At 36.8% G+C, this 25,925-nt stretch carries 21 protein-coding genes; 10 read left to right on the top strand and 11 right to left on the bottom strand.

Annotated elements, in window-relative coordinates:
* The first annotated feature begins 177 nt into the window (after positions 1 to 177).
* From BCL90_RS03375 to BCL90_RS03365, 3 genes are all read left to right on the top strand, one after another.
* Positions 178 to 1,512 (top strand): dihydroorotase, encoded by a 1,335-nt coding sequence (locus BCL90_RS03375; protein WP_121282619.1) that lies wholly within the window; start codon positions 178 to 180, stop codon positions 1,510 to 1,512.
* An 82-nt stretch (positions 1,513 to 1,594) separates the two neighbouring features.
* The gene (locus BCL90_RS25895) at positions 1,595 to 1,804 is read left to right on the top strand and encodes a hypothetical protein (protein WP_208529837.1); all 210 of its coding nucleotides are present in this window, start codon (positions 1,595 to 1,597) and stop codon (positions 1,802 to 1,804) included.
* 178 nt (positions 1,805 to 1,982) lie between these two features.
* Positions 1,983 to 3,053: a DUF3810 domain-containing protein gene (locus tag BCL90_RS03365; RefSeq protein ID WP_121282618.1), complete on the top strand. Its 1,071-nt coding sequence runs from the start codon at positions 1,983 to 1,985 to the stop codon at positions 3,051 to 3,053.
* A 2-nt stretch (positions 3,054 to 3,055) separates the two neighbouring features.
* On the opposite strand, the gene BCL90_RS03360 is transcribed toward BCL90_RS03365, so the two are convergent.
* The gene (locus BCL90_RS03360; protein WP_121282617.1) at positions 3,056 to 3,676 is read right to left on the bottom strand and encodes a hypothetical protein; all 621 of its coding nucleotides are present in this window, start codon (positions 3,674 to 3,676) and stop codon (positions 3,056 to 3,058) included.
* A 10-nt stretch (positions 3,677 to 3,686) separates the two neighbouring features.
* Positions 3,687 to 4,268, bottom strand: coding sequence for a tRNA-(ms[2]io[6]A)-hydroxylase (gene miaE / locus BCL90_RS03355; RefSeq protein ID WP_121282616.1), 582 nt, complete (start codon positions 4,266 to 4,268; stop codon positions 3,687 to 3,689).
* 151 nt (positions 4,269 to 4,419) lie between these two features.
* On the opposite strand from miaE, the gene BCL90_RS03350 reads away from it, so the two are divergent.
* The 3 genes from BCL90_RS03350 (at position 4,420) to BCL90_RS03340 (ending at position 9,443) form a co-directional block, all read left to right on the top strand.
* Entirely contained in the window at positions 4,420 to 5,655 is a 1,236-nt protein-coding gene (locus tag BCL90_RS03350) for a glycosyltransferase (RefSeq protein WP_121282614.1), read from the top strand.
* Positions 5,656 to 5,806: 151 nt separating this feature from the next.
* A complete protein-coding gene (locus BCL90_RS03345; RefSeq protein WP_121282613.1) occupies positions 5,807 to 8,287 on the top strand; it encodes a TonB-dependent receptor in 2,481 nt (826 codons plus the stop codon).
* Positions 8,288 to 8,291: 4 nt separating this feature from the next.
* Entirely contained in the window at positions 8,292 to 9,443 is a 1,152-nt protein-coding gene (locus BCL90_RS03340; protein WP_166792164.1) for a PepSY-associated TM helix domain-containing protein, read from the top strand.
* 35 nt (positions 9,444 to 9,478) lie between these two features.
* Here the strand turns inward: BCL90_RS03340 and BCL90_RS03335 are convergent, their stop codons facing one another.
* Positions 9,479 to 12,214 (bottom strand): TonB-dependent receptor, encoded by a 2,736-nt coding sequence (locus tag BCL90_RS03335; protein ID WP_121282611.1) that lies wholly within the window; start codon positions 12,212 to 12,214, stop codon positions 9,479 to 9,481.
* A gap of 308 nt (positions 12,215 to 12,522) precedes the next feature.
* On the opposite strand from BCL90_RS03335, the gene dnaK reads away from it, so the two are divergent.
* The 4 genes from dnaK (at position 12,523) to BCL90_RS03315 (ending at position 18,071) form a co-directional block, all read left to right on the top strand.
* The gene (gene dnaK / locus BCL90_RS03330; protein WP_121282610.1) at positions 12,523 to 14,379 is read left to right on the top strand and encodes a molecular chaperone DnaK; all 1,857 of its coding nucleotides are present in this window, start codon (positions 12,523 to 12,525) and stop codon (positions 14,377 to 14,379) included.
* A 402-nt stretch (positions 14,380 to 14,781) separates the two neighbouring features.
* Positions 14,782 to 15,813, top strand: a complete 1,032-nt coding sequence (locus BCL90_RS03325) for an Atu2307/SP_0267 family LLM class monooxygenase (protein ID WP_121282609.1) — start codon at positions 14,782 to 14,784, stop codon at positions 15,811 to 15,813.
* A gap of 143 nt (positions 15,814 to 15,956) precedes the next feature.
* The gene (locus BCL90_RS03320; RefSeq protein ID WP_121282608.1) at positions 15,957 to 17,078 is read left to right on the top strand and encodes a suppressor of fused domain protein; all 1,122 of its coding nucleotides are present in this window, start codon (positions 15,957 to 15,959) and stop codon (positions 17,076 to 17,078) included.
* Between the two features lie 36 nt (positions 17,079 to 17,114).
* On the top strand, positions 17,115 to 18,071 hold the full coding sequence (locus BCL90_RS03315) for a zinc dependent phospholipase C family protein (RefSeq protein ID WP_121282606.1): 957 nt from the start codon (positions 17,115 to 17,117) through the stop codon (positions 18,069 to 18,071).
* Here the strand turns inward: BCL90_RS03315 and BCL90_RS03310 are convergent, their stop codons facing one another.
* From BCL90_RS03310 to BCL90_RS03275, 8 genes are all read right to left on the bottom strand, one after another.
* Positions 18,072 to 18,758, bottom strand: a complete 687-nt coding sequence (locus BCL90_RS03310; RefSeq protein ID WP_121282604.1) for a DedA family protein — start codon at positions 18,756 to 18,758, stop codon at positions 18,072 to 18,074.
* A gap of 65 nt (positions 18,759 to 18,823) precedes the next feature.
* Complete coding sequence (locus BCL90_RS03305; RefSeq protein ID WP_121282603.1) at positions 18,824 to 19,525, bottom strand: DUF4397 domain-containing protein; 702 nt, start codon at positions 19,523 to 19,525, stop codon at positions 18,824 to 18,826.
* A gap of 59 nt (positions 19,526 to 19,584) precedes the next feature.
* Entirely contained in the window at positions 19,585 to 20,262 is a 678-nt protein-coding gene (locus BCL90_RS03300; RefSeq protein WP_121282602.1) for a DUF4397 domain-containing protein, read from the bottom strand.
* Between the two features lie 90 nt (positions 20,263 to 20,352).
* A complete protein-coding gene (dnaN, locus tag BCL90_RS03295; protein ID WP_086545224.1) occupies positions 20,353 to 21,477 on the bottom strand; it encodes a DNA polymerase III subunit beta in 1,125 nt (374 codons plus the stop codon).
* A 33-nt stretch (positions 21,478 to 21,510) separates the two neighbouring features.
* Complete coding sequence (gldG, locus tag BCL90_RS03290; RefSeq protein ID WP_121282601.1) at positions 21,511 to 23,196, bottom strand: gliding motility-associated ABC transporter substrate-binding protein GldG; 1,686 nt, start codon at positions 23,194 to 23,196, stop codon at positions 21,511 to 21,513.
* On the bottom strand, positions 23,196 to 23,921 hold the full coding sequence (gene gldF / locus BCL90_RS03285; RefSeq protein WP_121282600.1) for a gliding motility-associated ABC transporter permease subunit GldF: 726 nt from the start codon (positions 23,919 to 23,921) through the stop codon (positions 23,196 to 23,198). The genes gldG and gldF overlap by 1 nt, the downstream gene beginning before the upstream one ends.
* 557 nt (positions 23,922 to 24,478) lie before the next feature.
* Positions 24,479 to 25,135 carry a porin family protein gene (locus tag BCL90_RS03280; RefSeq protein WP_121282599.1) on the bottom strand — a complete coding sequence of 219 codons (657 nt, stop codon included), beginning with the start codon at positions 25,133 to 25,135 and terminating at the stop codon, positions 24,479 to 24,481.
* Between the two features lie 189 nt (positions 25,136 to 25,324).
* On the bottom strand, positions 25,325 to 25,855 hold the full coding sequence (locus tag BCL90_RS03275; protein WP_121282597.1) for a hypothetical protein: 531 nt from the start codon (positions 25,853 to 25,855) through the stop codon (positions 25,325 to 25,327).
* Positions 25,856 to 25,925: the final 70 nt, after the last annotated feature.

Raw genomic sequence — 25,925 nt, 5'->3', positions numbered from 1 at the left:
GCAAGTTCAGTAATTCTTCTTTCAGCAAGTCCCGCCATCCGCTTTACTTCGTGCCCGCTGCTGTCGGGTTTATTTCACCCAAAACAGTAGCATTAAACATAATTCCCCATTAGCGCAGCATCAAAATCTTGATACCTGATACTCGCTACTTAACACTAAATTACTACCTTTGAAACCATGAATACTTACCTGATAAAAGCTGCGACAATTGTAAATGAAGGACAAAAAATTGTTGCTGATGTATTGATAAAAGATAGATTAATTGCCAAAATTGGTCAAAATTTATCCGCACCTGATGCCCAGGAAATTAATGCAGAAGGACAATACCTTTTACCAGGGATGATTGACGATCAGGTCCATTTCCGCGAGCCGGGATTAACCCATAAGGCCGATATTTTTACCGAAAGTATGGCTGCTGTAGCTGGGGGGATTACCTCTTTTATGGAAATGCCCAATACGGTACCCAATACCTTAACACAGGATTTATTGGCTGATAAATACGAAATTGCAGCTCAAACTTCACTGGCCAATTACTCATTTTACATGGGTGCCAGTAATGATAATATTGAAGAAGTTTTAAAAACCGATCCTAAAAATGTTTGCGGAATTAAGGTTTTTATGGGTTCATCAACCGGGAATATGCTGGTTGACAACGAAAAAACCTTAGAAAATATCTTTAGTAAAGCGCCAATACTGGTAGCTACGCATTGCGAAGATGAAGCAACCATTCGCGAAAACTTAGCCAAATTTAAGGCGCAATATGGTGATGATTTAACAATCGATATGCATCCTTTAATCCGCAGTGCAGAGGCTTGTTATAAATCATCATCACTAGCGGTCGAACTGGCTAAAACTTATCAAACGCGTTTGCATATCCTGCACATTTCTACAGCAAAAGAAATAGCCTTATTTGATAACATTACCCCGCTAAAGGATAAAAGAATTACGGCTGAGGCCTGTGTACATCACCTTTGGTTTAACGATAAAGATTATGCTTCAAAAGGAAATTTCATTAAATGGAATCCTGCTGTAAAAACCGAAGATGATCAAAAAGGTGTATTAAAGGGTGTCCTGGAAGATTATATTGATGTAATTGCGACAGATCACGCTCCACACACTTTAGCAGAAAAAGAGCAGCCTTATTCGCAGGCTCCATCTGGTGGCCCGTTGGTACAGCATGCTTTGCCAGCATTATTAGAAATGCATTTACAAGGTAAAATTTCTTTAGAAAAAATTGTTGAAAAAACGGCACATAACCTGGCGATCTGCTTCGATATTGAAAAACGTGGTTTCATCCGAGAAGGCTACTGGGCAGATTTAGTGCTGGTAGACCTCAAAGATTCATGGAAAGTAACCAAATTGAATAATTTCTATAAATGTGGCTGGAGTCCGTTTGACGGAGATACTTTCCAGGCAAGTATTACACATACCTTTGTATCAGGCAACCTGGCTTACCAAAATGGCAAATTCACGACCGATCAGATCGGAAAACGTTTGACATTTTTGAGATAGATTTGTTAAATTTGTTTAGCTTAAGAAATTAGCAATGACAGATTTACAGTTATTTTCGGAGATTTCAGCCCTCCCTTCAAACATGAAGAAGGAGGTTTCTGATTTTGTTGCTCAATTGAAAGAAAAAGCGAAGAATAGAAATGTAATTTCTGACAACAAAGTTGAAGAGCCTGCTGTAAAATATGGCACAAAATTTTCAGATCTTTTATTAAAAGGACCAGTATTTTCTGAAACACAAATTCAAAAAATCGATGAAGCAAGAAAATCAATCAATGAATGGCGGACCAAATAATAATGGTTGATACTTCTATTTTATATTTAGTTCCTTAACAACGTTTTTTGAGGTTATGGTTTCCTGGGAACTTAGAAAAGATGGTTTCGAAAGAAAAGCAAACCAGCAACAACTGTTAAGAAAGATATTTATATTTGTTATCCTGATGATAGTCGCTATTTTTAGCTGGTAATATAAAATGCGAAAAAATAAATCTATCTATTTAAAATTCATTGCAGTTTTAATAATTGCTTTGCTGATCTACCTTTTTGGCTTCTTCCCTACCCTTGTCCAAAAATATTATTCAACAGGTTTTTATCCTTATATTTCTTCAGCATTAAGGTTTATATCATCAATTTTTCCTTTCGCCATTGGCGATATCATTTATGCCTTATTGATTGGCTTTGTACTTTATAAAATCGTTAGATTTTACAAAAGGCGTAAATCACTAAAAAAGCAGGATAGAATTGTTGTCCCCTTACAGATTTTAAATTTTTTCTTAATTCTCTACATCATTTTCAAAATCGTATGGGGTTTAAATTATAGCCGACCAAGTATTAGCGAAGAGTTAGGGATTGGCAACGAAAAATATAATGTTAAAGAATTGGTTGTTCTGGGTAATTATTTCGTTGATAAAACCAATGCCTTAAAATTGAAACAAAATAAAGTGCCCGCTTACACGGTTAATGAGCTCGAATCAAAATCTGCAGCTGCTTACTCATTTATGGAGAAAAAAAACTCAGTATTCAGATATTCCAATCCTTGCTTAAAATCGGTTTTAAATTCATGGATCATCAGTAAAATTGGCATTGAGGGTTATTATGCACCGCTTTCTGGAGAAGCCAATATGAATATGAATTTGCCTGACTTTGTTAAACCTTATGTAAGCTGCCACGAAATTGGGCACCAATTAGGCATTGCTTACGAAGATGAAGCTAATCTTTTGGGATACCTGACCGCAAGTAACAGCACGGATGTAAACTATCAATATTCTGCTAATTATGAAATGTTGCGGTATATTTTATTCGAGATCAGGATGAAATCACCAGAGGATTATAAATTACTTTATTTAAAACTTTCACCCCGGGTTTTAGCTGATTTTAAAATTGAAAAAGAATTCTGGAGAAAATACAATGGTGATATGTTCGGTTATATGGATGCCGCTTTCGATCGTTTCTTAAAACTGAACAACCAGAAAAAAGGTATCGATAGCTATCAGGATATCGTTATTTGGCTTTGGAATATAAATAAGAATGAATTAAAGATATAAAATTAATATACATACTTTTCTTTTGTTTTTAACCAATCGCCTATTATCTCTAGGATTTTAAGTGAAACCGCTGTAAAATCAATAATATACTCATTTTTTTCTTCATTGGAATAGTTTTCTAAATCTCCAACGACAACAGTATACAGTGCTTCGAGATTATCAGATGACATTTTTATACGTTCTATGTGCTCTATTCCGAAATGAATATGCCCACAGTATTTTAAATACAAAGGATTTACACCTTGATAGGATTTTTCAATTTTGTCGACTAAATATCTATCAGAAAAAATTTTACCATTTTTATCTTTAAACTTATTTATTTGATTACCATTCAAAATGTAATCTATATAATTATCATCTTCCGCAATCAATATTGAAAAATAGCGGATTAAATTATCTATTTGAATCCTTATCAAGTGTAGTGCAGAGTAGGTATTATTATTATTAATTAAAGTTCTAAATCCTTCAACTATTGCAATTGTTCTATTTATAATACTTAAGGCTATTATGTCTACTTTGCTAATAGGTGTTTGATCTTTCATTATACCTTTAGCTAAGAATTTGAAATCAGATATTAATAAGTCATAAGATTTGAAAAAATCTTTTAATTCTTCATCAGTCATTTATAGAGAATTAACCATGTATAGCCTCTTTAGTTCCAAAACTCTGAATCAACTCCCCTTCAAAATCCAGCCACTCTCTCCAGCGTTTGTCTACATCCACATCAGTACTGTATTTACGGGCAAAGTTTAAAAATGTGGTGTAATGTCCTGCTTCTGAAACCATCAGCTCATGATAAAACTTGGCGAGTTCCTGATCTTTAATATTTAACGAAAGTACCCTGAAACGTTCGCAGCTTCGGGCTTCAATCATCGCTGCAAATAAAAGTCTGTCTATAAAAGCCTGATTACGGCTTCCGTCTTTTTTACTGAATTTCACCAAACGACCAACATAGTCATCTTTCCGCTCGCGACTTAAAGTATAACCCCGTTTTTTTATAATTTCAATAACCATCTGGAAATGCTGCATCTCTTCAATGGCAATCGCTGTTAACTCATCTACAAGATCCTGATGTTCTGAATTTTGAGTAATTAAAGTAATCGCATTGGATGCTGCTTTTTGCTCACACCAGGCATGGTCAGATAAAATTTCTTCTAAATTAGATTCTGCAATATTTGCCCAACGTGGGTCTGTCAATAATTTTAATCCTAACATCCGGTGCTTTGTAATTGAGCTGCAAAATTAGGAATATTTAAGATACGTTTATATATCCCGCAGATTTAGTGGATAATCGCAGATCTAGATTTTAATTTGCGAAAATCACATTTATCTGAGGGAGCAAAAAAAAAGAGCTTATTTTGTAGAAATGATTAGAAGCGTAAAAAAATTATTGATTATTGGATTAGTCTGGCCCGAGCCTACTTCATCGGCAGCGGGAACACGGATGATTCAACTGGTCGATTTATTTTTGAACAAAGATTACGAAATCACTTTTGCCTCTGCAGCATCAAAAAGCGATTTCAGTTATGATTTCACACAAACTCCTGTTATTGAGCAGCAAATAAAGCTGAATGATGAAAGCTTTAATTCATTTTTAAAAACACTAAACCCTGAAATTGTCATGTTCGACCGTTTTATGGTTGAGGAACAATATGGCTGGCGGGTTCAACAGGAATGCCCTCATGCATTGAGGATTTTAGATACTGAAGATTTACATTGCCTGAGAAATGCCCGCCAGCAAAGCGATAAAAAAAAACAAGTTTTAGATTTATTTTCAGATACTGCTAAAAGAGAAATTGCTTCAATTTTAAGATGCGATTTCTCTTTAATTATTTCGGAAGTGGAGATGGATATCCTGAAAAATCAATTCAAAATTGATCCTTCACTGATTTATTATTTACCATTTCTGGAAGAAGAAATCAATCAGCAGGTGATCGAAAAATGGAATTCCTTTGAAGATCGGGCAGATTTTGTTTTCATTGGCAATTTCCTTCATGAGCCCAATTGGAATACCGTTCAGGTTTTAAAAACCAAAGTCTGGCCCCTACTCAGAAAAAGGCTCCCAAGTGCAAATTTGAATATATTCGGATCTTATTCCTCGCAAAAAGTGTTGCAACTGGATAACAAAAGCGAAAAGTTCTTAATTAAAGGAAGAGCTGTAGATGCTAAGAAAACCATTGCTAAACATCGGATATTACTTGCCCCTATCCAGTTTGGCGCAGGTGTAAAAGGTAAATTTATAGATGCCATGCAGGTTGGCACACCGTCGGTAACTACATCTGTTGGCGCAGAAGCTATGAAAGGTAATTTAGATTGGAATGGCAGTATCGAAGATGATCTGGAACTTTTTATAGAGGAAGCTCTAAAACTTTATCAGGATAAAAATGCCTGGCAAGTTGCACAGCAGAACGGTGTACAAATCATTAACCAAAGATATTCGGCAAAATATTTTGCTGATCAGTTCATTAAAGAAATCGAAAGATTAGCTTCAGATCTAACTACACACCGACAAAATAACTTTTTCGGACAGATATTAAATCACCACACCGTACAAAGTACAAAATACATGTCGCTTTGGATTGAAGAAAAAAACAAGAAATAGTCTATTTGAATATCTTATATCTTACCGACCACTCATCTTCCCAACTCACCTAATCCTCCAATTATTTTATTTTCCTTTTGTAACATTTCAGAAATATATTAGATTTGCGCATTATTTAAAATAAGTCTAAATAAAAACCAAACAAATTTCAATGTATAATCTTTATAAGAAACTGTTATTTCTGATTGTTTTTACGGGTATTTATGCCCTTGCCTCGGCCCAGGAAGTGGTGACCATTAATGGTAAAGTAACCGATGAATCCGGTGAAGTGATCCCTGGAGTTAATGTATATGCTGATCATGGAAATGAAAAAACAATCACCGATCAAAAAGGAAATTTTAATTTATCTGTGAGCAAAACCACATCTACAATTAAATTCAGCTATGTTGGTTACATCACTACCAGCAGAAATATTAATCTGAATCGTGATAAAATCACTTTGAATGTGAGCTTATCTCCAACAAAATCAGATTTACAACAGGTTGAAATAACTGGCAGGAAAGAGAAAACCTATAAAAATACCGCCACATTTATTGGAAGTAAATCAGAAATTTTATTAAAAGATTTACCACAATCGGTTTCTTATGCAAGTAAGGAACTAATTGCAGATCAGGGTGCAGTAAGGGTTGGTGAAGTGGTTAAAAACTTCAGCGGCGTAAATCAGTTCACATTTTATGATGACATCACTATTCGTGGTTTCAGAATTAATGGCGGCAGCAATACCCAGTTAATCAACGGCATGCGTACCAGCACTGGTTTCTGGAAACAGCCCCTGGCCAATTACCTGGAGCGTGTTGAAGTATTAAAAGGCCCGTCATCAGCACTTTATGGCAATGCGAGTCCGGGTGGTGTAATTAACCGCGTAACCAAAAAACCTTTGGCAGAAACCCGTAAATCATTGAGCCTTTCTATGGGAAGTTACAATACTTTCCGTGCCCTTGCCGACGTTACCGGACCTGCAAATAAAGATAGTACATTGCTTTATCGCTTAAACTTTGGTTATGAGGATGCCAATTCATTCCGCGATTTACAATTTGATAAAAATGTGGTTATTGCACCATCACTCACGTTTTTACCTTCGAAAAACACCAGTTTAAACTTCGACCTGGTTTACAATGATTCAAAAAGCCGTTTAGATCGTGGACAATCCGTTTTCGGAAATGGAAACCTATATTCTACGCCACAATCAACTTCACTAAATACAGGGAACGATCGGCTGAATGAGAAAACTTATAATGTTGCACTTTCCTTAAATCACCGTTTTAGTGAGAACCTGAATTTTACAGCTTCTTACATGAAGACAGGATACAGCGAAGATTTGTATGAGCACAGAAGTGCCAATGACTATGTTTACAATGCATCAGGAGTTGCCAATACCAATTTAGTTGCCATGCAGATTTTTAACCGAATCCGTAAAAGATATATTGATAACTTCTCCGGATTTATTAACTACAAGCTCAAAACTGGTAAAATAGAACAAACTATTGTTGCCGGATATGATTTCGCCAGCGAGAAACTACCTGTTGGTGCATCACAATTAACCGCATTATCATATAGAAATGCGGCTAATACGGGTTCTTTAAATTTCGTGAAAGCTGATTATGATAAAAATCCGACTCAATACATTGCACGGTTTTTAGTTAACAACGGTCAGCTTGTTCCGAACGTGCCAGCTTTCAACCTGAATGATGTAATGGGATCACAACGCATGCAAGATGATAGCAAAAACTTTTTTACCCAGGCGGCTTATGATCCAACCTACTATTTTCTGCACGCCGGTTACGTACAAGACAATATCAAATTTGGTAAATTACAGGCCTTGATTGGACTACGCTACGAGTATTATACCGATTTCGCCAATTACCTTAAACCAACAGAAGCAAAAGCACACTCTAAAGCACTATTGCCCAGATTCGGTTTGGTTTATTCAGCCACACAAAACATTAACCTTTACGGAACTTATGTAATGGGTTATACGCCACAAACTGCTTCAGCAATTTCCAACCCAAATGCCGGCGGACCATTTGATCCTTTAAAAAGCAATATGATTGAATTTGGTGCAAAAACAAGTTGGCTGGATGATCACTTAACAGCCTCTGCAGCCATTTACCAGATTAAACAAACGAATGTGCTTTATCCTGCAAATGTTACCGGCCAACCAGATCTTTTGCGTGCTGTAGGCGAAGAACGTTCAAGAGGGATCGAATTTGATGTTATTGGCCGCGTTATTCCTCAATTGAGCATATTGGCTTCTTATTCTTATAATCAGGCAATGATTACAGATAGTCCTGTTGCATCAGAAATTGGCATACAGAAACCAAATGCACCTCATCATACCGCCAATATTTGGGCAAAATATAACTTTAATGATGGTATTTTGAAAGGATTAGGGATTGGTGCTGGTTCAAATTATGTAGATTCCAGAATTTTATCTTTGAATTTTAATCAAACAATTCCAAGCTATACTTTATTCAACGCTGCACTTTATTATAATGTTGGTAAGGTACAAGTACAGTTTAACATGAATAATATTACGAATAAAGTGCACTGGGTTGGCGGGTACGATTATTTAAGACTTTTCCCGGGTACACCATCAAATTACTTATTTACGTTAGGTTATACTTTCAATTAAAATCTTGAAAAAATTTAAAAAAACAGCTGCCTTAATACACCTGTGGCTTGGTCTGATTAGTGGTGTTATCATTACTATTGTAGCCTTTACAGGTTGTATATATGTTTTCGAAGAGGAGTTGTTTAATTTTTTCCATCAGGATATTGTTTATACAAAGGCAGCGGGCAAACCATTGCCTTTGTATATCTTAGAAGAAAAGGCACAGAAGGCACTTCCAGTTGACGAAAAATTTAATCGTGTGGAAGTAAAATCAGATCGGTACGCTTATATATTTTCAGCTTCTAAAGCCAATAAAAAGGCTAAATCAATTTTTTATCTTGGTCAGGTAGCATATAATAAAGATGTGTATATCGATCAGTTTAGCGGAAAGGTTCTCGGTGTTATTGATCTTAAACATGAATTTTTCAGTATAGTCAGACTGATTCATCAATTTTTGCTATTTAAGAAGCCTATTGGGAGTTTTATCGTAGGCTCTTCTGTACTCCTGTTTTTGGTGATCATTATTACAGGCTTTATCATCTGGCTTCCTAAGAAGCTAAAAAACATCAGGCAACGCTTAACAGTTAAGTGGAATGCAAGGTTTAAACGACTTAACTGGGATTTGCACAGTACGTTTGGTTTTTATGTGATTCCATTTGCATTTGTAATCGTTATCACAGGCCTGGTGTGGTCATTTAAATGGTGGGAACTGGGCATTTATAAGTCATTGGGCACAGCTAAAAAGCCGAAGCTGTTAAGAGAATATGTACAATCTCCGGCTGAACATAAAAACAGCTTAGCCAGTAACCTGGCCTTAAATACCCTGATCAGGTTAAATAAAGGGAATTACAAAGCGATCTTGCTAAATTATCCAGAAGACGAAAAAGCAAGTATGATGGCTACCGTTCAGATTATTAATTCAGGAGATGCCTGGCGGGGATTAAGTTATTTCTACTTCAATCCAAATACGGGTTTGCTTACGGATCAAATGTTACATCAGAATAAGCCATTGGGTTTAAAATGGCGAAATTCAAATCTTGATATTCATGATGGTGGCTTATTTGGCTGGCCTACTAAGATACTGGCATTTATGGCTGCATTAATTATTGCAACCTTGCCCACTACCGGATTTTTGATCTGGTGGGGGAAAAAGAAAAAAAAGAGGCTTTTGAACTGATCAAAAGCCTCTTTAGCATTTATGTTCAGTTCCTTTTAAAAATTAAAAGCCAATTTAGTAAAGAGCCTCCGACCATTAAAGCCCATCTGAACCGCATCCCATGCACCACCTGTTTCACCATCGTAGGCAGAAAGCTTTGCGCCTTGTACGTAACCATAATCAGGGTGAATATTAAAAACGTTATCTGCACCAAAAAACACCGTCACTTTTTTCGAGATTTTGTAAGAACCATAAATATCGGTAACCATTTTGCCTGAATAATTAAACTGTTCTAAAACTGTTTTGCTTGGATCATTATCCAGTTCTACCAATGGTGGATAAGTGTTTGCATAACCATAACCTAAAATCGAAATTTTGCCATAGTATAGAAAATGCGTTCCAACCATCCAATTACCAAACCCATAATCTAAGTTTAAGCCCAGTTTTACAGGAGGAGCAGATGCTTTAATATACGCTTGCTCCCTGTCACTAAAAAATGCCTGCTGATTTTCATAAGAACCATTTAAAGCGTTCGGAATGTTAATCTTATCAATATTTAAATGATTTAAGTTTCCGGTAAATAAGACCTTAATACTTTTATTGTCAAAGCGTTTAGTGTAATCTACAACTAAATCCAAACCATAATTTGTAGTGTTAACCGCATTTGCAAAGAACTGTGCCTGTGATACATTCAATTGATTTAATATCGGCTTCAACGCTGGAATACTTTCATCAAACTGACCTGACAAAACCACCCTATCTTTAATATTAATGCGATAACCATCCAGGGTTACCGTAATTTCAGAAACCGGTTTCCACGAAAAGCCTAAACTTGCATTAACAGATTTTTCTTGTTTCAGGTCTGGAATTCCGGCTGCTTTTGTAATTGGGCTGTAGTTCGGCGCGATTTTAACTTCGAAAACCTTGCCTCCCTGCACGTTTGTAAACGTATTGCTGAAATTAATTTGTTGTAGTGATGGTGCACGAAAACCTGTACTTATCGATCCACGAACATTAAAATTGTTTGTTAATTTATAACGGGTCGCAAATTTGTAGTTACTGGTGAAGCCAAAATCATTGTAATTTTCTGCCCTAACAGCAACACCTATAAGCCACTTATCGGTAGCATCCAATTCTGCATCAACATAAGCAGCAACATTAGATCGGCCCGCGTTAACCTCATCTCCTGGCTGATAACCCGGAAAACCTTGAGAACCTGTAGCTTTATCTGGGTTATAGTTAGAATATGAATCTTTTTCTCCTGCGTAAATTTTATAGTTTTCATATCTATGCTCTAAGCCAAAAGCCAAATTCAATCCCGATGCAACAGTTGGAATTGCCTTACTCAAATTAAAGTTGACTGTATTTTGCAAAAATGAAAAACCCCCGTCATCAAAATGGGTTTTACCCGCACCAAGAGAGGCATTAAATGTTTGATCGCCATAAAAATGGAAATTGTTACGGCCTAGTGTATTGCTTAAATCCCAGTTCCAGTCTTTACCCCAGATACCTTTTACACCTGCTGCAAAAGATAAATCCTGGATTTTAGTCTGGATGATCGGATCAAAATAAGTTTCTCCATCTACAGTGGTTTGTAAAATCGGATTTCCTGCAACCCCGTCAGGAAAACGTTCAGGCCGCTCTGATAAATTTCTGGTATATGCATAAGCATCCGAAGCTTTTACATTACCACCTCCAAAAGAGTAAATGACTGTTTTTGTATTTGCAATTGGCAGCTCCATATTATACATTAAACCGCCAGAGGTTACTGATCCATCTCCTGTAGATCTCCTCACAGTATTAATAGGCAAGCCGTCTTTGGTACTTAAATCTGTATTCAGGTTTTGCCTAAATGTTTTTCCATTAGCAAAAAAGTTCCCGGAAAAATTGATAAAACCATTGTTTTTGCCTAGTGCAACACCATAATTGGCTCCTAACGAAAACGCATTCCCATCAATTGCGCCACTGTGGCGATACTGCCCAAGTTCTTTAGCATAATGGGTGTTGTTTCTTGGATCATAATAACCTGAATACCCGGTATTAACACTTAATACACCAACATCCTTTTTCAATATTAAGTTAATTACCCCTGCAATTGCATCCGATCCATATTGTGCCGATGCACCATCGCGTAAAATCTCAACACGGTCTATCGAAGATTCCGGAATTGCATTTAAATCTGTTCCTGAATTCCCTCTTCCCCTGGTTCCGAATACTGCAACAAAGGCTGTTTGGTGACGACGTTTGCCATTTACCAAAACCAATGTCTGGTCTGGCCCCAAACCTCTGAGCGTAGCCAAATCTATTTGATCTGCACCATCTGATCCACTTTGTTTGTTAAAATTAAAAGACGGTGAAGCAGCATTTAAAATTGAAGTTAAATCCATTTTTGCAGTAGGCATGTTCACCTGATTAATTTTAATCACATCAACGGGAACAGGCGTAAGAATAGAAGAGCGGCCTTTACCACGGGTTCCGACCACCACAAAATCGCCAAGATTTTGTGAACTTTCAGATAAAATAATTGTTAAAGGTCCGGCTGTTGTTACTACTTCTCTGGTTTCATATCCAATAGCACTTACAACTAAGGTTCCTTTATCAGAAACTGAAATCTGAAAATCTCCATTCTGATCGGTAACAATACCCTTTCCTGTACCTTTCTCCTTAACAGAAGCGGCCATAATTCCTTCTCCTTTCAATGTTGTGACCTTACCTTTTATAATATTTTGCGCAAAAGAGGTTATTGGGAGTAAATAAAGCCCAAGCAATAGACAAAATAGATGTTTTTTCATATTAATTTAGATAAATGTACAGGCAATATAAATATTGTAGCGATAATTTTCATATAAAAACACCTTAAAACACAAAATACATGTTAAAACTCAAAGAAAAACAACGTAAAACGAGCAAACAAGCAGATCCGATAGAAAAAAATTAAACATTTTATTACAAATAATAAATTTCAAAAATATCACATCGTTATTATTTTGTTTTTAGAAATAAACTATACGCTATTTTCAGTCATAATTTCTTTAAGTTTATATTTGTTGCTAACAAATGAATGACATAACCTTTATTTAAAAAGCATATTTTTGCTCCTATGGCAAAAATATCAATTAACCTTGCTACAGGTTCGTTTCAGAAGGAAGAAATTATAGTTGGAATAGATTTAGGCACAACCAATAGTTTGGTGGCGTTTATTAATCCAGATAAAAATCCGCAGGTAATTAACGACGCTGGCAAAGGGATATTGGTACCATCAGTGGTCTATTTTAATGGCCAAAATGAAGCGATTGTAGGTAACGAGGCGAAAGAATACTTAACTACTGATCCTTCCAACACGATTTTTTCGGTTAAAAGACTTCTTGGCCGATCTTATAAAGATGTAGCCGAACACGCCGCTATTTTTTCTTACAAAATTATCGATGACGATACCGATGCTTTGGTAAAAATCCAGGCTGGTAACCGTTTTTATACACCTATAGAATTATCTGCAGAAATTTTAAAAGAACTTAAGGCAAGAGCAGAACATGCCTTAAAAACACCAGTTAACAGGGCTGTAATCACTGTTCCGGCTTACTTTAACGACAGTCAGCGCCAGGCCACCCGTGATGCAGGAAAATTAGCGGGTTTAGATGTGATGCGCATTGTGAACGAACCTACCGCAGCAAGTTTAGCTTATGGCATTGGTTTAGATCCTTCGCAACAAAAAACGATTGCAGTTTACGACTTAGGGGGAGGAACATTCGATGTATCTATTCTACAGATTCAAAATGGAATTTTTGAGGTTTTGGCCACAAACGGAAATACGTATTTAGGTGGTGATGATTTCGATAGGGCCATTTTAAACTATTGGCTGGAGAAAAACAATCTTGATGTAATGGTAGTTGCTCAGGATAACATTTTAATGCAAACCTTACGTTTACAGGCCGAAGCTGCTAAAAAAGCGTTATCGACCCAAAATTTATATAATGAAAAGGTTGGTGAAATCTGGTGCACTTTGGATAAACAAACTTTTGAGCAATTGATTGCCGCAAAAGTGGAAGAAACCATCACAGCCTGTAAAAATGCATTGAAAGATGCTGATTTAACCGCTGCCGATATCGACAAAGTAATTTTGGTAGGAGGTTCTACCCGTACACCATATGTAAAACAGGCCGTAGAGAATTTCTTTGGTAAAAAACCACAAGATAATATCAACCCTGATGAAGTAGTAGCACTTGGTGCAGCCATCCAGGCTGATGTTTTGGCCGGAAACCGTTCTGATATCTTATTGTTGGATGTAACCCCACTTTCTTTGGGCATCGAAACCATGGGTGGTTTAATGGATGTAATTATTGCCCGTAACAGCAAAGTGCCTACTAAAGCCGGTCGCCAATACACCACTTCTATTGATGGACAGGTGAATATGAAGATTTCTGTTTACCAGGGTGAGCGCGATTTAGTTAAGGAAAACAGAAAACTTGCCGAATTCGATTTAAAAGGAATCCCTGCAATGCCCGCCGGCTTGCCAAAGGTTGATATCAACTTTTTACTCAATGCCGATGGCATTTTAACCGTGCAGGCAATTGAGTTACGTTCTGGTGTTAAACAAGAAATCGAAATCACGCCAAGTTATGGTTTGAGCGACGATACGGTAGAAAAAATGTTGATCGACAGCATTACCCACGCCAAAAGCGATGTAGAACAACGGATGCTGATTGAAGCAAGAAGCGAAGGAGAACAATTGCTTTACACAGCTGAACGTTTTATTGAAAAACATACTGAGCATTTAACAGAGACTGAGATTGCAGATACCAAAGTTCACATCGAAGCATTAAAAACAGCTTTAGCCTCACAGGAAAAAGATACCATTTTAAAGAAAGCAGATGAGTTAAACGAATTTACCCGTCCTTTTGCAGAACGTGTGATGGATGCCGCAATTTCTACTGCAATGAAAGGTAAGAAGATAGAGTAATTTCAGTTGGCAATTTTCAGTTAACAGTTGCCGATTTTAACGGTTGCGCCATCCTGAACTTGCTTCTATAGATACGTCATTCTGAACTCGTTTCAGAATCTTTCCAAGTTAAGCTGATATGACCTTATGTTCCTTATACGGTTCAAATCTGCTTAAGACCTTCATTCCGATTTTTTTCGGAAAGCAATACCAATGCTAATCGGCTCCGAAAGCCCCGCTTACCGCTTTATCCCGATGAAAAAGATCGGGATGCTCGCTATAATCGGGTTTAACTCACTAGGGCCAGCATAAAAAATTCAGGTTGCAGGGTGCATACAGAATGTTTAATATCCCTTTTTTCTTACCATACATCAAAAAGCATTACACCTTTATCCATTAACTTTGTTAAAATTATTTAGCACTATGGAATTAGGTATCGGAATGTTTGGCGATTTGCAGATCAATGCAAAAGGTGAAATTCAACCCGCCCAGCAAAGACTTCAGGAAATTATAGCAGAAATAAAACTAATGGACGAAGTTGGTTTAGATTTTTATGGCATTGGCGAACACCATCGCCCTGATTATGCCGTATCGAGTCCTGAAATTATACTGGCCGCTGCAGCCACAGTAACTAAAAACATTAAATTAAGTAGTGCAGTTTCAGTGTTAAGTTCATCTGACCCCGTTAAACTGTATCAAAACTTTGCAACGATAGATTTAATTTCAAATGGAAGAGCCGAATTAATGGCTGGTCGTGGCAGCTTTATCGAATCGTTTCCCTTGTTTGGTTATAACCTACAAGATTACGACGAACTTTATGAAGAGAAATTAGAATTACTCCTTAAAATAAATAGAGAACCCAAAATTAACTGGAAAGGTAAATTCAGACCAGAACTGAATAATCAGGAAGTTTTGCCCAGGGCGGTAAACAATAATTTAAAAATTTGGGTAGCTGTTGGAGGAACACCAGAATCAGTAGAGCGTGCGGGGAGATTAGGCCTACCGGTGATGTTTGCCATTATCGGAGGTCAGCCTATACAGTTTAAACCACTTTTTGAATATTACAAAAAAGTGTACCAGGCCTATGGCCATGATATGAACAAGTTCGAAGTAGGCGTTCATATGCATTCCTTATTTGGCGAAAACAGTAAGGAAGTTGCAGATTATTATTACCCGCTTTATTCTGCCCAGATGAACAGGATTGGTAAATCACGCGGTTGGGCACCTTATCAACGTAACCAGTTCGACGCTGGCCGAAGCAATAGCGGAGCCTTAATTATTGGCGATGTAAACGAATCGGTAGAGAAGATTTTAGCCATGGAAGAAACATTTGGCTTAACTCGTTTTTCAGCACACATGGATGTAGGCGGACCGTCTCATGCCGCAATGATGAAATCAATAGAACTCTTCGGGAATCAGATTGCGCCCGCCGTTAGAAAAGCCCTGCAGAAATAAATGAGACCAGATGATCTTTAGCATTGGCATAAAACTTGAAATAGAAAAGTTATGCATTGTTTAAGGTTTAGCTTTAAGTCTAAACTGATTGAATTAATATATCTATAAATTGTTTTTTTAACTCTTAAAATTAAGATGATCAGATGAGTTTATTAAAAAAGTTATTTGGTTCAAACGCTCCTAAAAGGGAAAAACCAGAAGTGCTCATGGAACTGAGAAGTCCAGCTTGTCCGATTACCGCTATTGTGGAGCAGGATAATCAGGTTGCTTATTTTTATTTGTGGGGTGATGAAGATTCCGATTTCGGAGTTAAAGCCTGCTGGATCAGAAATCTGGATGAAGCCCCGATAAATGCAGATTTAAAACAAATGGAAGAAGGGATCCCGCCAATGTTAATCAAAGCATATTGCAGGTTCCCTGAAGGACAAATACCTCTGCAAACAGATGATTTAGAAATTGTCTGGTTTGAGGAAGGTGATGGTGCTGCTTTAATAGAAAAGGGAGAAGTTATTGCCATCATTCCATCCTGGGCTGGTATGAATGGTTTCTCGGGTTATGCCAGAGACTGCGTCGGCGAAGGAGAATATTGCTGGGAACTTAAATCTTCTAATATTTTGTTAGAAAGGGTTAGAAAAGCAAAAAAATATTGGCAATTGTGGGATCTGGAAGTTAATCCATTTCAGATGATTCAACCTCAGTTGCTCCAGCAATATGAAGATAATTTAGGTAAAAGTGATCAATATTTTGCAATAGATGGAAACGAATGGCCGCCAAGAGGCTTATTTTTGAAGAAAGGAGAGATTAGGGATGTATTTGTGACTGTCGGACTATCGTTACTACCCATGCCAGTGGCTGAAATGTATAGCGAAGACCCTAATGAGGTAAACAGAATAGAATTGGGCTTGCTCTTAAATGCAGGTTTGTCTCAGGCAGAACTTAACCTTATTGGCAGTTGGATCAGCGGGCAGGCAGGCATTCCATGGAAGAGAATTTCCTGGCTTGGGAACGGCCACACCGTTACTTTTAATATTCTTGAACGCACAAAAATGACTTCGGTAGTACTGGTGAAACATTTGAATCACTTACCTGATATACAGCTTGAAAATTACCGTGATAGTCAGGTAAATATATTATGGATGGTGCCCATTACTGAAAAGGAAAGAAAATATATTACAGATCATGGATTTGAGCCCTTCAGTGAAAAGTTAAATAAAATCGGATCAGAAATTTTCAATATCGACCGGGATGAAATTAACTTAAGTTAATCAGGACAAATAATAAATATTTTTTTATCTTAGGATATGAAAAGATTAACGATTTTAACCGCGTTAATCATCCCTATATTTCTTTGTACCTCCTGGGGCTTCTTTGCGCATCAAAGGATAAACAATCTTGCTGTTTTCACTTTGCCTTCTGACATGATCGGTTTCTATAAAAAGAATATCAAATACATTACCGAACATGCTGTTGACCCGGATAAACGGAGGTATGCTGACACCCTTGAAGCGCCACGACATTACCTGGATGTGGAAAATTATGAGAAAGATATTGATAGCATTCCTAAAAAATGGGATGATGCCCTGGCTAAATATGGATTGAAAAAGCTGAACACCGACGGTATTATTCCCTGGCAAATACAGCGTAGCTATTTTAGTTTGGTTAAAGCCTTTAAAATGCACGATTCAGTAAAAATCTTAAAATATTCTGCAGATCTGGGCCATTATATTGGCGATGCACACGTTCCTTTACACACTACAGCCAACCATAACGGGCAACTCACCAATCAGGTTGGCATCCACGCTTTTTGGGAAAGCCGTTTGCCAGAACTGTTTTCTACAAATTACAATTTTGTTGTAGGACAAGCAGATTATATCGAAAACCCATTGCAAGAAATCTGGAAAGTGCTTAAACATACCCATAGTTTGGTTGATACCGTTCTAAGTTTTGAAGCAGAATTAAATACATCATTTCCTTCCGGGCAAAAGTATAGTTTTTCAGAACGGAACAATGCCGTGCTCAAACAATACTCCAGAGAATATTCAAAGGCTTATCACGATAAGATGAACAATATGGTCGAAAAGCAGATGCGTGCTGCCATATTAACCACAGGTTCGTTCTGGTATTCTGCCTGGGTAGATGCCGGACAGCCAGTGCTTAAAAACCTGGTTAAAACCGAAATATTGCCAGATGAACAAAAAGAAGAAAAAGAAACCGAAAAGAAATACCAAAATGGCAAACTTATCGGCCGGGAACTTTAGTTAAGATTTAGGATCTTCTCCTTCAATAATTTTTTCAACCTTTTTAGGCTCTAATCGGCTTCTAACGGCAGCCCAAATAGCAGGCACAAAAGTAACTACAGCAATAAAAATGATAACAAGTTCGAAGTTATTTTTGATTACCGGAATCTGACCTAACAGGTAACCACCAATTAATAAAGCGAAAATCCAGGTAACACCACCAATAATATTATAATAGGTAAAACGACCAAAAGGCATTTTAGCTATACCAGCAACAAAAGGAGCAATTGTCCGGAAAATCGGCAAGAACCGGCTCAACATAATGGCTTTACCACCATGTTTTTCGAAAAATTCATGCGATTGATGATAATATTTAAGTTTTAAGATTTTGTTTTTTTCTTTAAATACCCCGGCGCCCAAAACGCTTCCCAATTTATAGTTAACTGTATTTCCTAAAATCGCTGCTACAATTAATATAAGGAGCATAATCCAGATATTCAAACCGGTTTCATGTTCTCCTGCAATTAATGCACCCATCGCAAAAAGCAACGAATCGCCAGGAAGGAATGGTGTAACCACAAAACCTGTTTCAGCAAAAATGATCAGGAATAAAATAAGGTAGGTCCAGGTACGATATTCATTAACAATTTCGGCTAAATGAACGTCAATGTGTAGAATAAAATCTAAAAGCTGATGTAGTAATTCCAATTTATCTGATTTTGGACAAAAGTATGAATAGTAAAGGGATTAATGCTTAAAATAGCAAATAATAATTAGTTAGATGAGATGATCCGATTTTTAAGCTCACCTTTTTTGTCACCATCAAACAAGATCAGGTAAACTCTTCCATTATTAATCGTAAGAGAATCTAAACGTGTTACCACAGGTGGTGGATTTGTTGCTGTAGGGCTAGATAATTTAAATGCATATTTCATGATGTTATTGACTTTTACTTTAAAAGTCTTAGTCTCACCATAACCAAGTAAAGATTCAATTGGGTTAGCTGTATTTGTACTATCTGTAATCACAACTTTAGATCCAAGTGTGTAACCCAGGTTTAAAAAAGTTAACTTAGCAGAGTCCAGGTCTGGTTTTACATCATCGGTATAAACTTTCAATTTTGCAGGACCGTCAGTTTTTTCTTTATAATAAAAAACAGAATAATTCTGTCCAATTTTAAATTCCTGATTCGCCAAAGAAGTAACATCTACACCTGTACCTATGTTTTTGCTTGTGATGTTAAAAACAGAATCGCCAGCTATAACAACATAACTTGTATTTGTATTATAAGCTACCGAGGTTCCAATCTGTATTCCATTTAAATAAAAATTTTGAGTGGTATCGGTAGAAGCCGCTTGAAAAAAACGGATTTTCGCATCTCCTTTGATGAAATTATCGTTTTTGATACAAGAGCTGATTAAAAAAGCGCATGCAAAAAGAAGGAATATTTTGGAAAACAATACTGTATTTTTCATATAAAATTGCCAATGCTAATAAAACGTAAAGATAGCAGAAAGCATATTAAACTTTTAAATTAATTATCGGTAATGATATGTGCCGTTAATGTTGCAGCGGTAGTACCACTAAACCAGATTGTATAAATTTTACCACCTACAAAGTTTGTGCTTTCAATCGTTTTAATGCTACCGGAACCTACCACTGAATATCTTAAATTTACGCTGGTATCTACCGTAAAATAATTCGATGCTTCTTTAAAAGCCAATCCGTTAACAAATTGTGTGCCTCCCTGCACCATAACGTTTATCCCTGTTGCAAAAGTGGGTGTAAGGTTAATTAGTTTAATTTTCGCCCTTGCTGATTCTGTATTGCTCAGATTATCTTCATAATTCACAATTTCCAGTTCGCCTTTTTTATTGGTAACCAAAAAAGTAGTGTAGGTAATAGATGGCGTAAAGTTTAATGAAGTATCTGTACTCGCATTATTTGTTCCGGTGTAAGAAACACTTCTGCTGCCTGAAGGTATTTTTACATATTCGCTCGTTTCGCCAAATGCTAAAGCTGAAGTGGTTAGTTTCTCATTATCTAAATAAAAATCCTGATGATCCCCGGCCAGCGAAGCATTAACCATTTTTAACTTGGCCTGGCCATTAACTACTTCTCCTGGATTATTCTTTTTACAGGATGACAGACCTGTACTGCATAAGGCCACGAGCAAAAGTAGTAATTTCGGGAGATTGTTATAGATTTTCATTAGTTTGTGTTAATTGATTGGTTGGTTAAAACAAAAATGGCTCGGTCAAAAACCAAGCCACTTTCTCATCAAAACTAATGAATTAGTTTTTTAATAACTATTGTTTAGCATCACAGGCATCACCAACATTAAAACATCTTCATTTTCGTCATTGGTTTGCGGAATTAAAAGTCCTGCTCTATTTGGTGTAGAAAGTTCTAAAGTAACTTCATCACCACTTAAATTACTTAACATTTCGATTAAAAAGCGTGCATTGAAGCCAATTTCAAGGTCTTCACCATCATATTGGCAACTTAAACGCTCATGTGCCTCGTTAGCAAAATCCAAATCTTCAGAAGAGATATTTAATTCACTTCCACTAATTTTCAATCTTACCTGATGCGTTGTTTTATTGGCAAAAATTACCACCCTGCGAAGGGTGTTTAAAAACAAACTTCTATCGATAATTAGCTTGTTAGGATTATTGGTTGGAATTACCGCCTCATAATCAGGATAGCGCTCGTCTATTAAACGACACACTAAGTTGATATTTTCGAACTTAAAGAAAGCGCTCGTTGCATTATAATCTACTGATACATTAATATCTGTTGAAGGTAAAGCAGCTTTTAAAAGTGTTAAGGCTTTTTTCGGAAGAATAAATGAGGTTGCTTTATCTGCTTTGCTATCCATACGGCGATATCTCACCAATTTATGGGCATCGGTAGCTACAAAGGTAATGTGCTGAGGAGATAACTGACAAAATACACCTGTCATAGCCGGGCGCAACTCATCATTACTTACCGCGAAAATAGTTTTTGTTATGGCTTCGGTTAAAACTGATGCCGGTAAATTTACAGAAGAAGCATTTTCTACTACAGGAATCTTCGGAAAATCATCTCCATTTTCACCACTCAATTTATATTTACCATCTCCGGCGCTGATCTCGATCGCAAAAGTACTATCATCGATATTGAAAGCGATCGGTTGATCTGGTAATGTTTTAAGCGTATCTAATAAAATTTTAGATGGAACAGCCACTTTACCTTCTTCCTTTGATTCTACAGCCAAAGCAGTTGTCATGCTGGTTTGCAGATCGGTAGCAGAGATAGTTAAGTTTCCATCTTTAATTTCGAAGAGAAAATTTTCTAATATAGGCAAAACCGTACTGCTGCTTGATGCACCATTTACGGTTTGTAAGTGTTTTAATAGAGTTGATGTGGATACAATAAATCTCATGATGTTATTTAGTCTTCTTCAAAAATATAAAAATTATTTAGCGTACTTGTATTTGCGGTAATAATGTTGAAAAATCGCAAAGAATATTAACAATAGCAAGGGCGCCACCACATTTATAAATTGCCACTTTGTTTTTTCGAGCTTAATTTTGGCTTTATCCAACAATCTGATCTTTACTTCTTTATTCCTTAGAGCAATTAAGTTATCATTATCTGTAAAATAATCGACAATGTTGAGCAATAACGCCTTGTTGCCAAAAGTACGTTGCGAATAACGATCGAAACCTAATGGAAAGGGCGTTCCGTTTTGCGCTGATACCTGGTTTTTAAAAATATCCCCATCTCCCATCACGATCATTTTAGCCGGTTTACTGGTGCTTTGTAAGGTATAAGGCTGCGTAATGGAAGCTGGTAAGGGGCGCCCGGCAAAAACCGACGGAAATTGACCTTCCAGCATCAAACCAACATGTTGCGATTTACTTTGGAAAGAACGCGGATCTAACTGTTCGCTTACCATTTGCAAGCTAAACAATTTTGGCACATTATATACTTTGTTATAAGGAGAGGTATTTAAGATGTACGATTTGTTCACACCTTTAACCCCGATAGTATCTACCGTGCTGGGAAATTCAGATTTTACACCATCCAGCTTTTTCACTACACTTTCAGCCGTGTCAGGCAATAAAACAGGGTAATAAATCCAGGGCAATAGTTGCATCTGGTTCTGTCCGCCTACAACTCCTGTTGAAACCGGAATTTCGGCACTGTTCGCCGGATCAGCAATGATATTATAATTAATCCTTGCACCATACATAAAAAGCATATCATCCAGGTTCAGATTACTATTAACAGCTATCTGTCCGCTTTTCCCACGTAAACTATCCAATTCGGCATTTACCTGGTCGATACTCCAAAGTACCCTCCCGCCATTCATTACAAAATAGTTGATTTTGTATTTCTCAGCTTCTGTAAAGGGTTTCCTGGGCTTGGCAATAATGAGCATTTTCAATTTATCAAGCCCTGCCTTATCAATACTATTTAAATCAATACGGCCAACCAAATAACTATTGGATAGGGTGTGAATGGCATCTGCCAGTTGCAAATCAGAAAGTTCGCCATTTGATTCCGAGAAGCCAATCCTTGGATTATCACCCGAAAGCACCTTCTTTAAACTTGAAGTAAAGATATACTCCAGATTTTCAATGGCGCGGTTGATATTGTCTTCGTAATTCCCACGGGTATCTAAATTCTGAAAAAGTTTAATGGGGAATTCCTTACCCTCACTTTCCATCATGGCCATCGGAAATACGAGTTTCTGCGTTAACCCACTTTCTGTTTTAACACTTAAATTGGTCGCTTCAATTCCTCTTTCGTACAAATTATTGATCACTGTATCCTGATCAGCCTGATTAAGCCCTGCTATGGGGTCGACAAAAACCACTTTAACTTCCGTTTTAGCATAAGCTTTATAATCAGATAAAATATCCGACACGGCAGCTTGCAGACGTTTAAATGCAGGTGGCAACTCTCCAGCTAAAAATACAGTAATCATTACCGGTTTTTCATTTTTCTGCAGTAAAGTTTTTGTTTTTTCGCTCAGTGTAAAACGTTTATCGGCTGTAAAATCAAAACGATAGAAAACGTACTGACCTAAAATATTTATAATAACCAGTGTAGTTATTAAGATAATTAAATTAATCCATTTATTCTTCAGCTTCATTATCGTTTACCTCCTATTATTAATTTGGTGAACAATAAAAAAAGTACTGAAAAGGAAATAAAGTAGATCAGATCTCTGGTGTCTAAAACACCACGGCTTATCGAAGTATAATGTTGATTAATGCCTAAGTTGCGAATGATATTCTCCATACTTTGAAATGCGGCAATCTGACTGCTATAATCGAATCCTAAAAAAGCAAATGCACATAAGGCCGCGCTGATGACAAATGCAATAACCTGATTTTTAGTTAATGCAGAGGAGAAAATACCAATTGCTGTAAAGGCTGCACCCAATAAAAATAAACCGATATAGGAGCCAATAACCGATCCCGAATCGATATTTCCTTCAGGAAAACCCAATTTTGAGATGCTATAATAATAGATTAAGGTTGGGATTAAGGCAAATAATACTAAAACCAGGCTCGCTAAATATTTTGCCACAATAATCTGCCAGATTTGGATGGGCCGGGTAATTAAAAGTTCGAAGGTTCCCTCTTTCCTTTCTTCGGCAAAAGAGCGCATCGTAATGGCGGGAATGAGAAACATGAAAAGATAAGGTACCAAACTGAAAAAACCATCAAGCTCGGCATAACCATAATCAAGCACTGAGGTATCAGGAAAAAACCAAAGCAACAGGCCAGAAACCAACAGAAAAATGCCAATGGTAATGTATGCTACCATCGAACTTAAGAAACTGAATAACTCGCGTTTAAAAACTGCGTACATCTGCTATTAAAACGCCGAAGTTAACCATTTATTCCTGCAAATTTAAAAGGAATTGATTAAATGAATGTATTATCAAATCAGCAATATTTAAATTTAAAAAGAGGCCGCATCATATATTTCGAATTGTCATGCTGAGGGTTAATTAATTGTTTAAAATCAATATGAATGACGTACAATTGTTTTCTCTTGTCCTACGGCGCAGTCTTGCCTCGGCTCACCGCCGCCGAAGGGCTCTTTCTTTTTGGCATCAAAAAGAAACAAAAACTGCCGGCTGAAAATTTTTCTTTTGAAGCTAGTATGTTGGCTTAGGCAGTGCAGCCCGAAAAATTTGTTAGGCCGGGTTTAAGTAGAACGGGGATACAGTACTTTGGCCTAGTTGGATGGAAATGCGAAAGAATTTAAAGTACTGATTAGTAAATATTTGCAAAATAACATCAATGGTAGCCTGTCGAAGGACTTAGTTAAATAACTTTTATGTGTTTCGACAGGCTCAACATGACAAAATCTGAGGAGATATTGTCTTATGATACAACCTCTTCTTTATTTCTCGGTTTGGTTTAGAAAGAAAAACCTACCCCCACTGAGAAAACTTTATTTTTAAAGGTAATCTCATCTGAGATATCTGTATCTGCTATACTGCTTAGCCCTAATCCGTAACCAGCATGAATATTAAAGCCATTGTTTAATTGGTAACCTGCCAGAAAATTTAAGCCAAAATCGGTACGTTTAAATTCAGAATCATTTTCACCAAATTTAATGTCCTCTTTCATTGATCCATACTTGCCATTTGCACTTAACGCATAAGCAAAATAAGGGCCGGCGCCAACAAATATTTTACCCGAACCGTTCAATTCAAAATTAGCCAATATATTTACTGGCAATTCGAGGTAATTAAAGTTTAAGGTAACTTTCTCTGTGCTTCCAAAATCGCTATCTTCAAAAGCGAAGCTGTCACTATTAAATTTTGTTCCTTTGCTGATAAAGGTTAAACCAGGTTGGATTGAAATTACATCCGATACCGCAAATTCTGCTGTACCGCCAACATAAAATGAAGTTTTGGCATCAAAACTTACCGAGGTGCTGCCAGATGAGATGGTCATGTTTGGAAAAGCCACACCTGCTTTTACGCCAAAAGTTACCGGTTTTTCTGTCTGAGCTGAAGCTGCAAAGCCTAAGCCAGCAACTGTTAATAAAGATAATACTAATCTTTTCATAATTTTGAGAGTTGTTATAAAAATTGTTTTTTATTTTCCGTGCTTTTGCCTGTTTTGGCAAAAACAGTACAATGATAAACAAACTAACTTGATAGTTAAAATTATTTTGTAAACGATGAAACCTTAAATAGCTGATAAACAACAAAGCCCCCAATTTCTTGGAGGCTTTGAAATAATTATGTTGTTTGACTACAAACCAAATGCAAATGCTGCACGCAAACCGATAAAGCCAGTAGAACTGCCATTACCTGACCAGTTTTCGTAGCGTAAACCGAAATCTAAACTAGATTTATCAGCTACCGAGAAAGATGCGCCTAAAGTTGGTGCAACAGCAAACAAAGTACTACCGCCAGTTTCAGTGCTAATTGCAGCACCTAATTCACCAGCACCATAAAAATTACCACCAAAATAGTATTTAGCACCAGCTTTTAATGGAACCACACCTGTACTTGTTGGAAGTCCTAATGCTTTAAAAACGTCTTTAGTGTCGCCTGTAAGCATTAATGATAAATAACCAGCAGAGCCAGTTAAACTTAAAGATTTGGCTACCGGATGCTCATACTGTAGTGAACCACCTACGATTAAGGTGTTAGAATTTTTTTCAGTTGGCAAACCAAACTCAGCACCAATGCTTAATTTTTGAACCGCGCCTTCTGTTTGAGCTGAAGCCGCAAAACCTAAGCCTGCAACCATTAATAAAGATAGTAATACTTTTTTCATTGTTTTTTAAATTATTGTTCTTTAATTATTTTGTGTTTTTAGACAAGCATGATGCCAAAAACGTTACAAA

Source organism: Pedobacter alluvionis (assembly GCF_003664035.1).
GTDB classification, from domain to species: Bacteria; Bacteroidota; Bacteroidia; order Sphingobacteriales; family Sphingobacteriaceae; genus Pedobacter; species Pedobacter alluvionis.
The sequence above is the reverse complement of the archived record's forward strand: the minus strand, read 5'-3'. Positions and strand labels throughout refer to the sequence as shown.

Excerpts from the sequence above, each read along its gene's own strand:
- BCL90_RS03375 (WP_121282619.1), top strand. The coding sequence starts at position 178 with ATGAATACTTACCTGATAAAAGCTGCGACAATTGTAAATGAAGGACAA.
- BCL90_RS25895 (WP_208529837.1), top strand. The coding sequence starts at position 1,595 with ATGAAGAAGGAGGTTTCTGATTTTGTTGCTCAATTGAAAGAAAAAGCG.
- BCL90_RS03365 (WP_121282618.1), top strand. The coding sequence starts at position 1,983 with ATGCGAAAAAATAAATCTATCTATTTAAAATTCATTGCAGTTTTAATA.
- BCL90_RS03360 (WP_121282617.1), bottom strand. The coding sequence starts at position 3,676 with ATGACTGATGAAGAATTAAAAGATTTTTTCAAATCTTATGACTTATTA.
- miaE (WP_121282616.1), bottom strand. The coding sequence starts at position 4,268 with ATGTTAGGATTAAAATTATTGACAGACCCACGTTGGGCAAATATTGCA.
- BCL90_RS03350 (WP_121282614.1), top strand. The coding sequence starts at position 4,420 with ATGATTAGAAGCGTAAAAAAATTATTGATTATTGGATTAGTCTGGCCC.
- BCL90_RS03345 (WP_121282613.1), top strand. The coding sequence starts at position 5,807 with ATGTATAATCTTTATAAGAAACTGTTATTTCTGATTGTTTTTACGGGT.
- BCL90_RS03335 (WP_121282611.1), bottom strand. The coding sequence starts at position 12,214 with ATGAAAAAACATCTATTTTGTCTATTGCTTGGGCTTTATTTACTCCCA.
- dnaK (WP_121282610.1), top strand. The coding sequence starts at position 12,523 with ATGGCAAAAATATCAATTAACCTTGCTACAGGTTCGTTTCAGAAGGAA.
- BCL90_RS03325 (WP_121282609.1), top strand. The coding sequence starts at position 14,782 with ATGGAATTAGGTATCGGAATGTTTGGCGATTTGCAGATCAATGCAAAA.
- BCL90_RS03320 (WP_121282608.1), top strand. The coding sequence starts at position 15,957 with ATGAGTTTATTAAAAAAGTTATTTGGTTCAAACGCTCCTAAAAGGGAA.
- BCL90_RS03315 (WP_121282606.1), top strand. The coding sequence starts at position 17,115 with ATGAAAAGATTAACGATTTTAACCGCGTTAATCATCCCTATATTTCTT.
- BCL90_RS03305 (WP_121282603.1), bottom strand. The coding sequence starts at position 19,525 with ATGAAAAATACAGTATTGTTTTCCAAAATATTCCTTCTTTTTGCATGC.
- BCL90_RS03300 (WP_121282602.1), bottom strand. The coding sequence starts at position 20,262 with ATGAAAATCTATAACAATCTCCCGAAATTACTACTTTTGCTCGTGGCC.
- dnaN (WP_086545224.1), bottom strand. The coding sequence starts at position 21,477 with ATGAGATTTATTGTATCCACATCAACTCTATTAAAACACTTACAAACC.
- gldG (WP_121282601.1), bottom strand. The coding sequence starts at position 23,196 with ATGAAGCTGAAGAATAAATGGATTAATTTAATTATCTTAATAACTACA.
- gldF (WP_121282600.1), bottom strand. The coding sequence starts at position 23,921 with ATGTACGCAGTTTTTAAACGCGAGTTATTCAGTTTCTTAAGTTCGATG.
- BCL90_RS03280 (WP_121282599.1), bottom strand. The coding sequence starts at position 25,135 with ATGAAAAGATTAGTATTATCTTTATTAACAGTTGCTGGCTTAGGCTTT.
- BCL90_RS03275 (WP_121282597.1), bottom strand. The coding sequence starts at position 25,855 with ATGAAAAAAGTATTACTATCTTTATTAATGGTTGCAGGCTTAGGTTTT.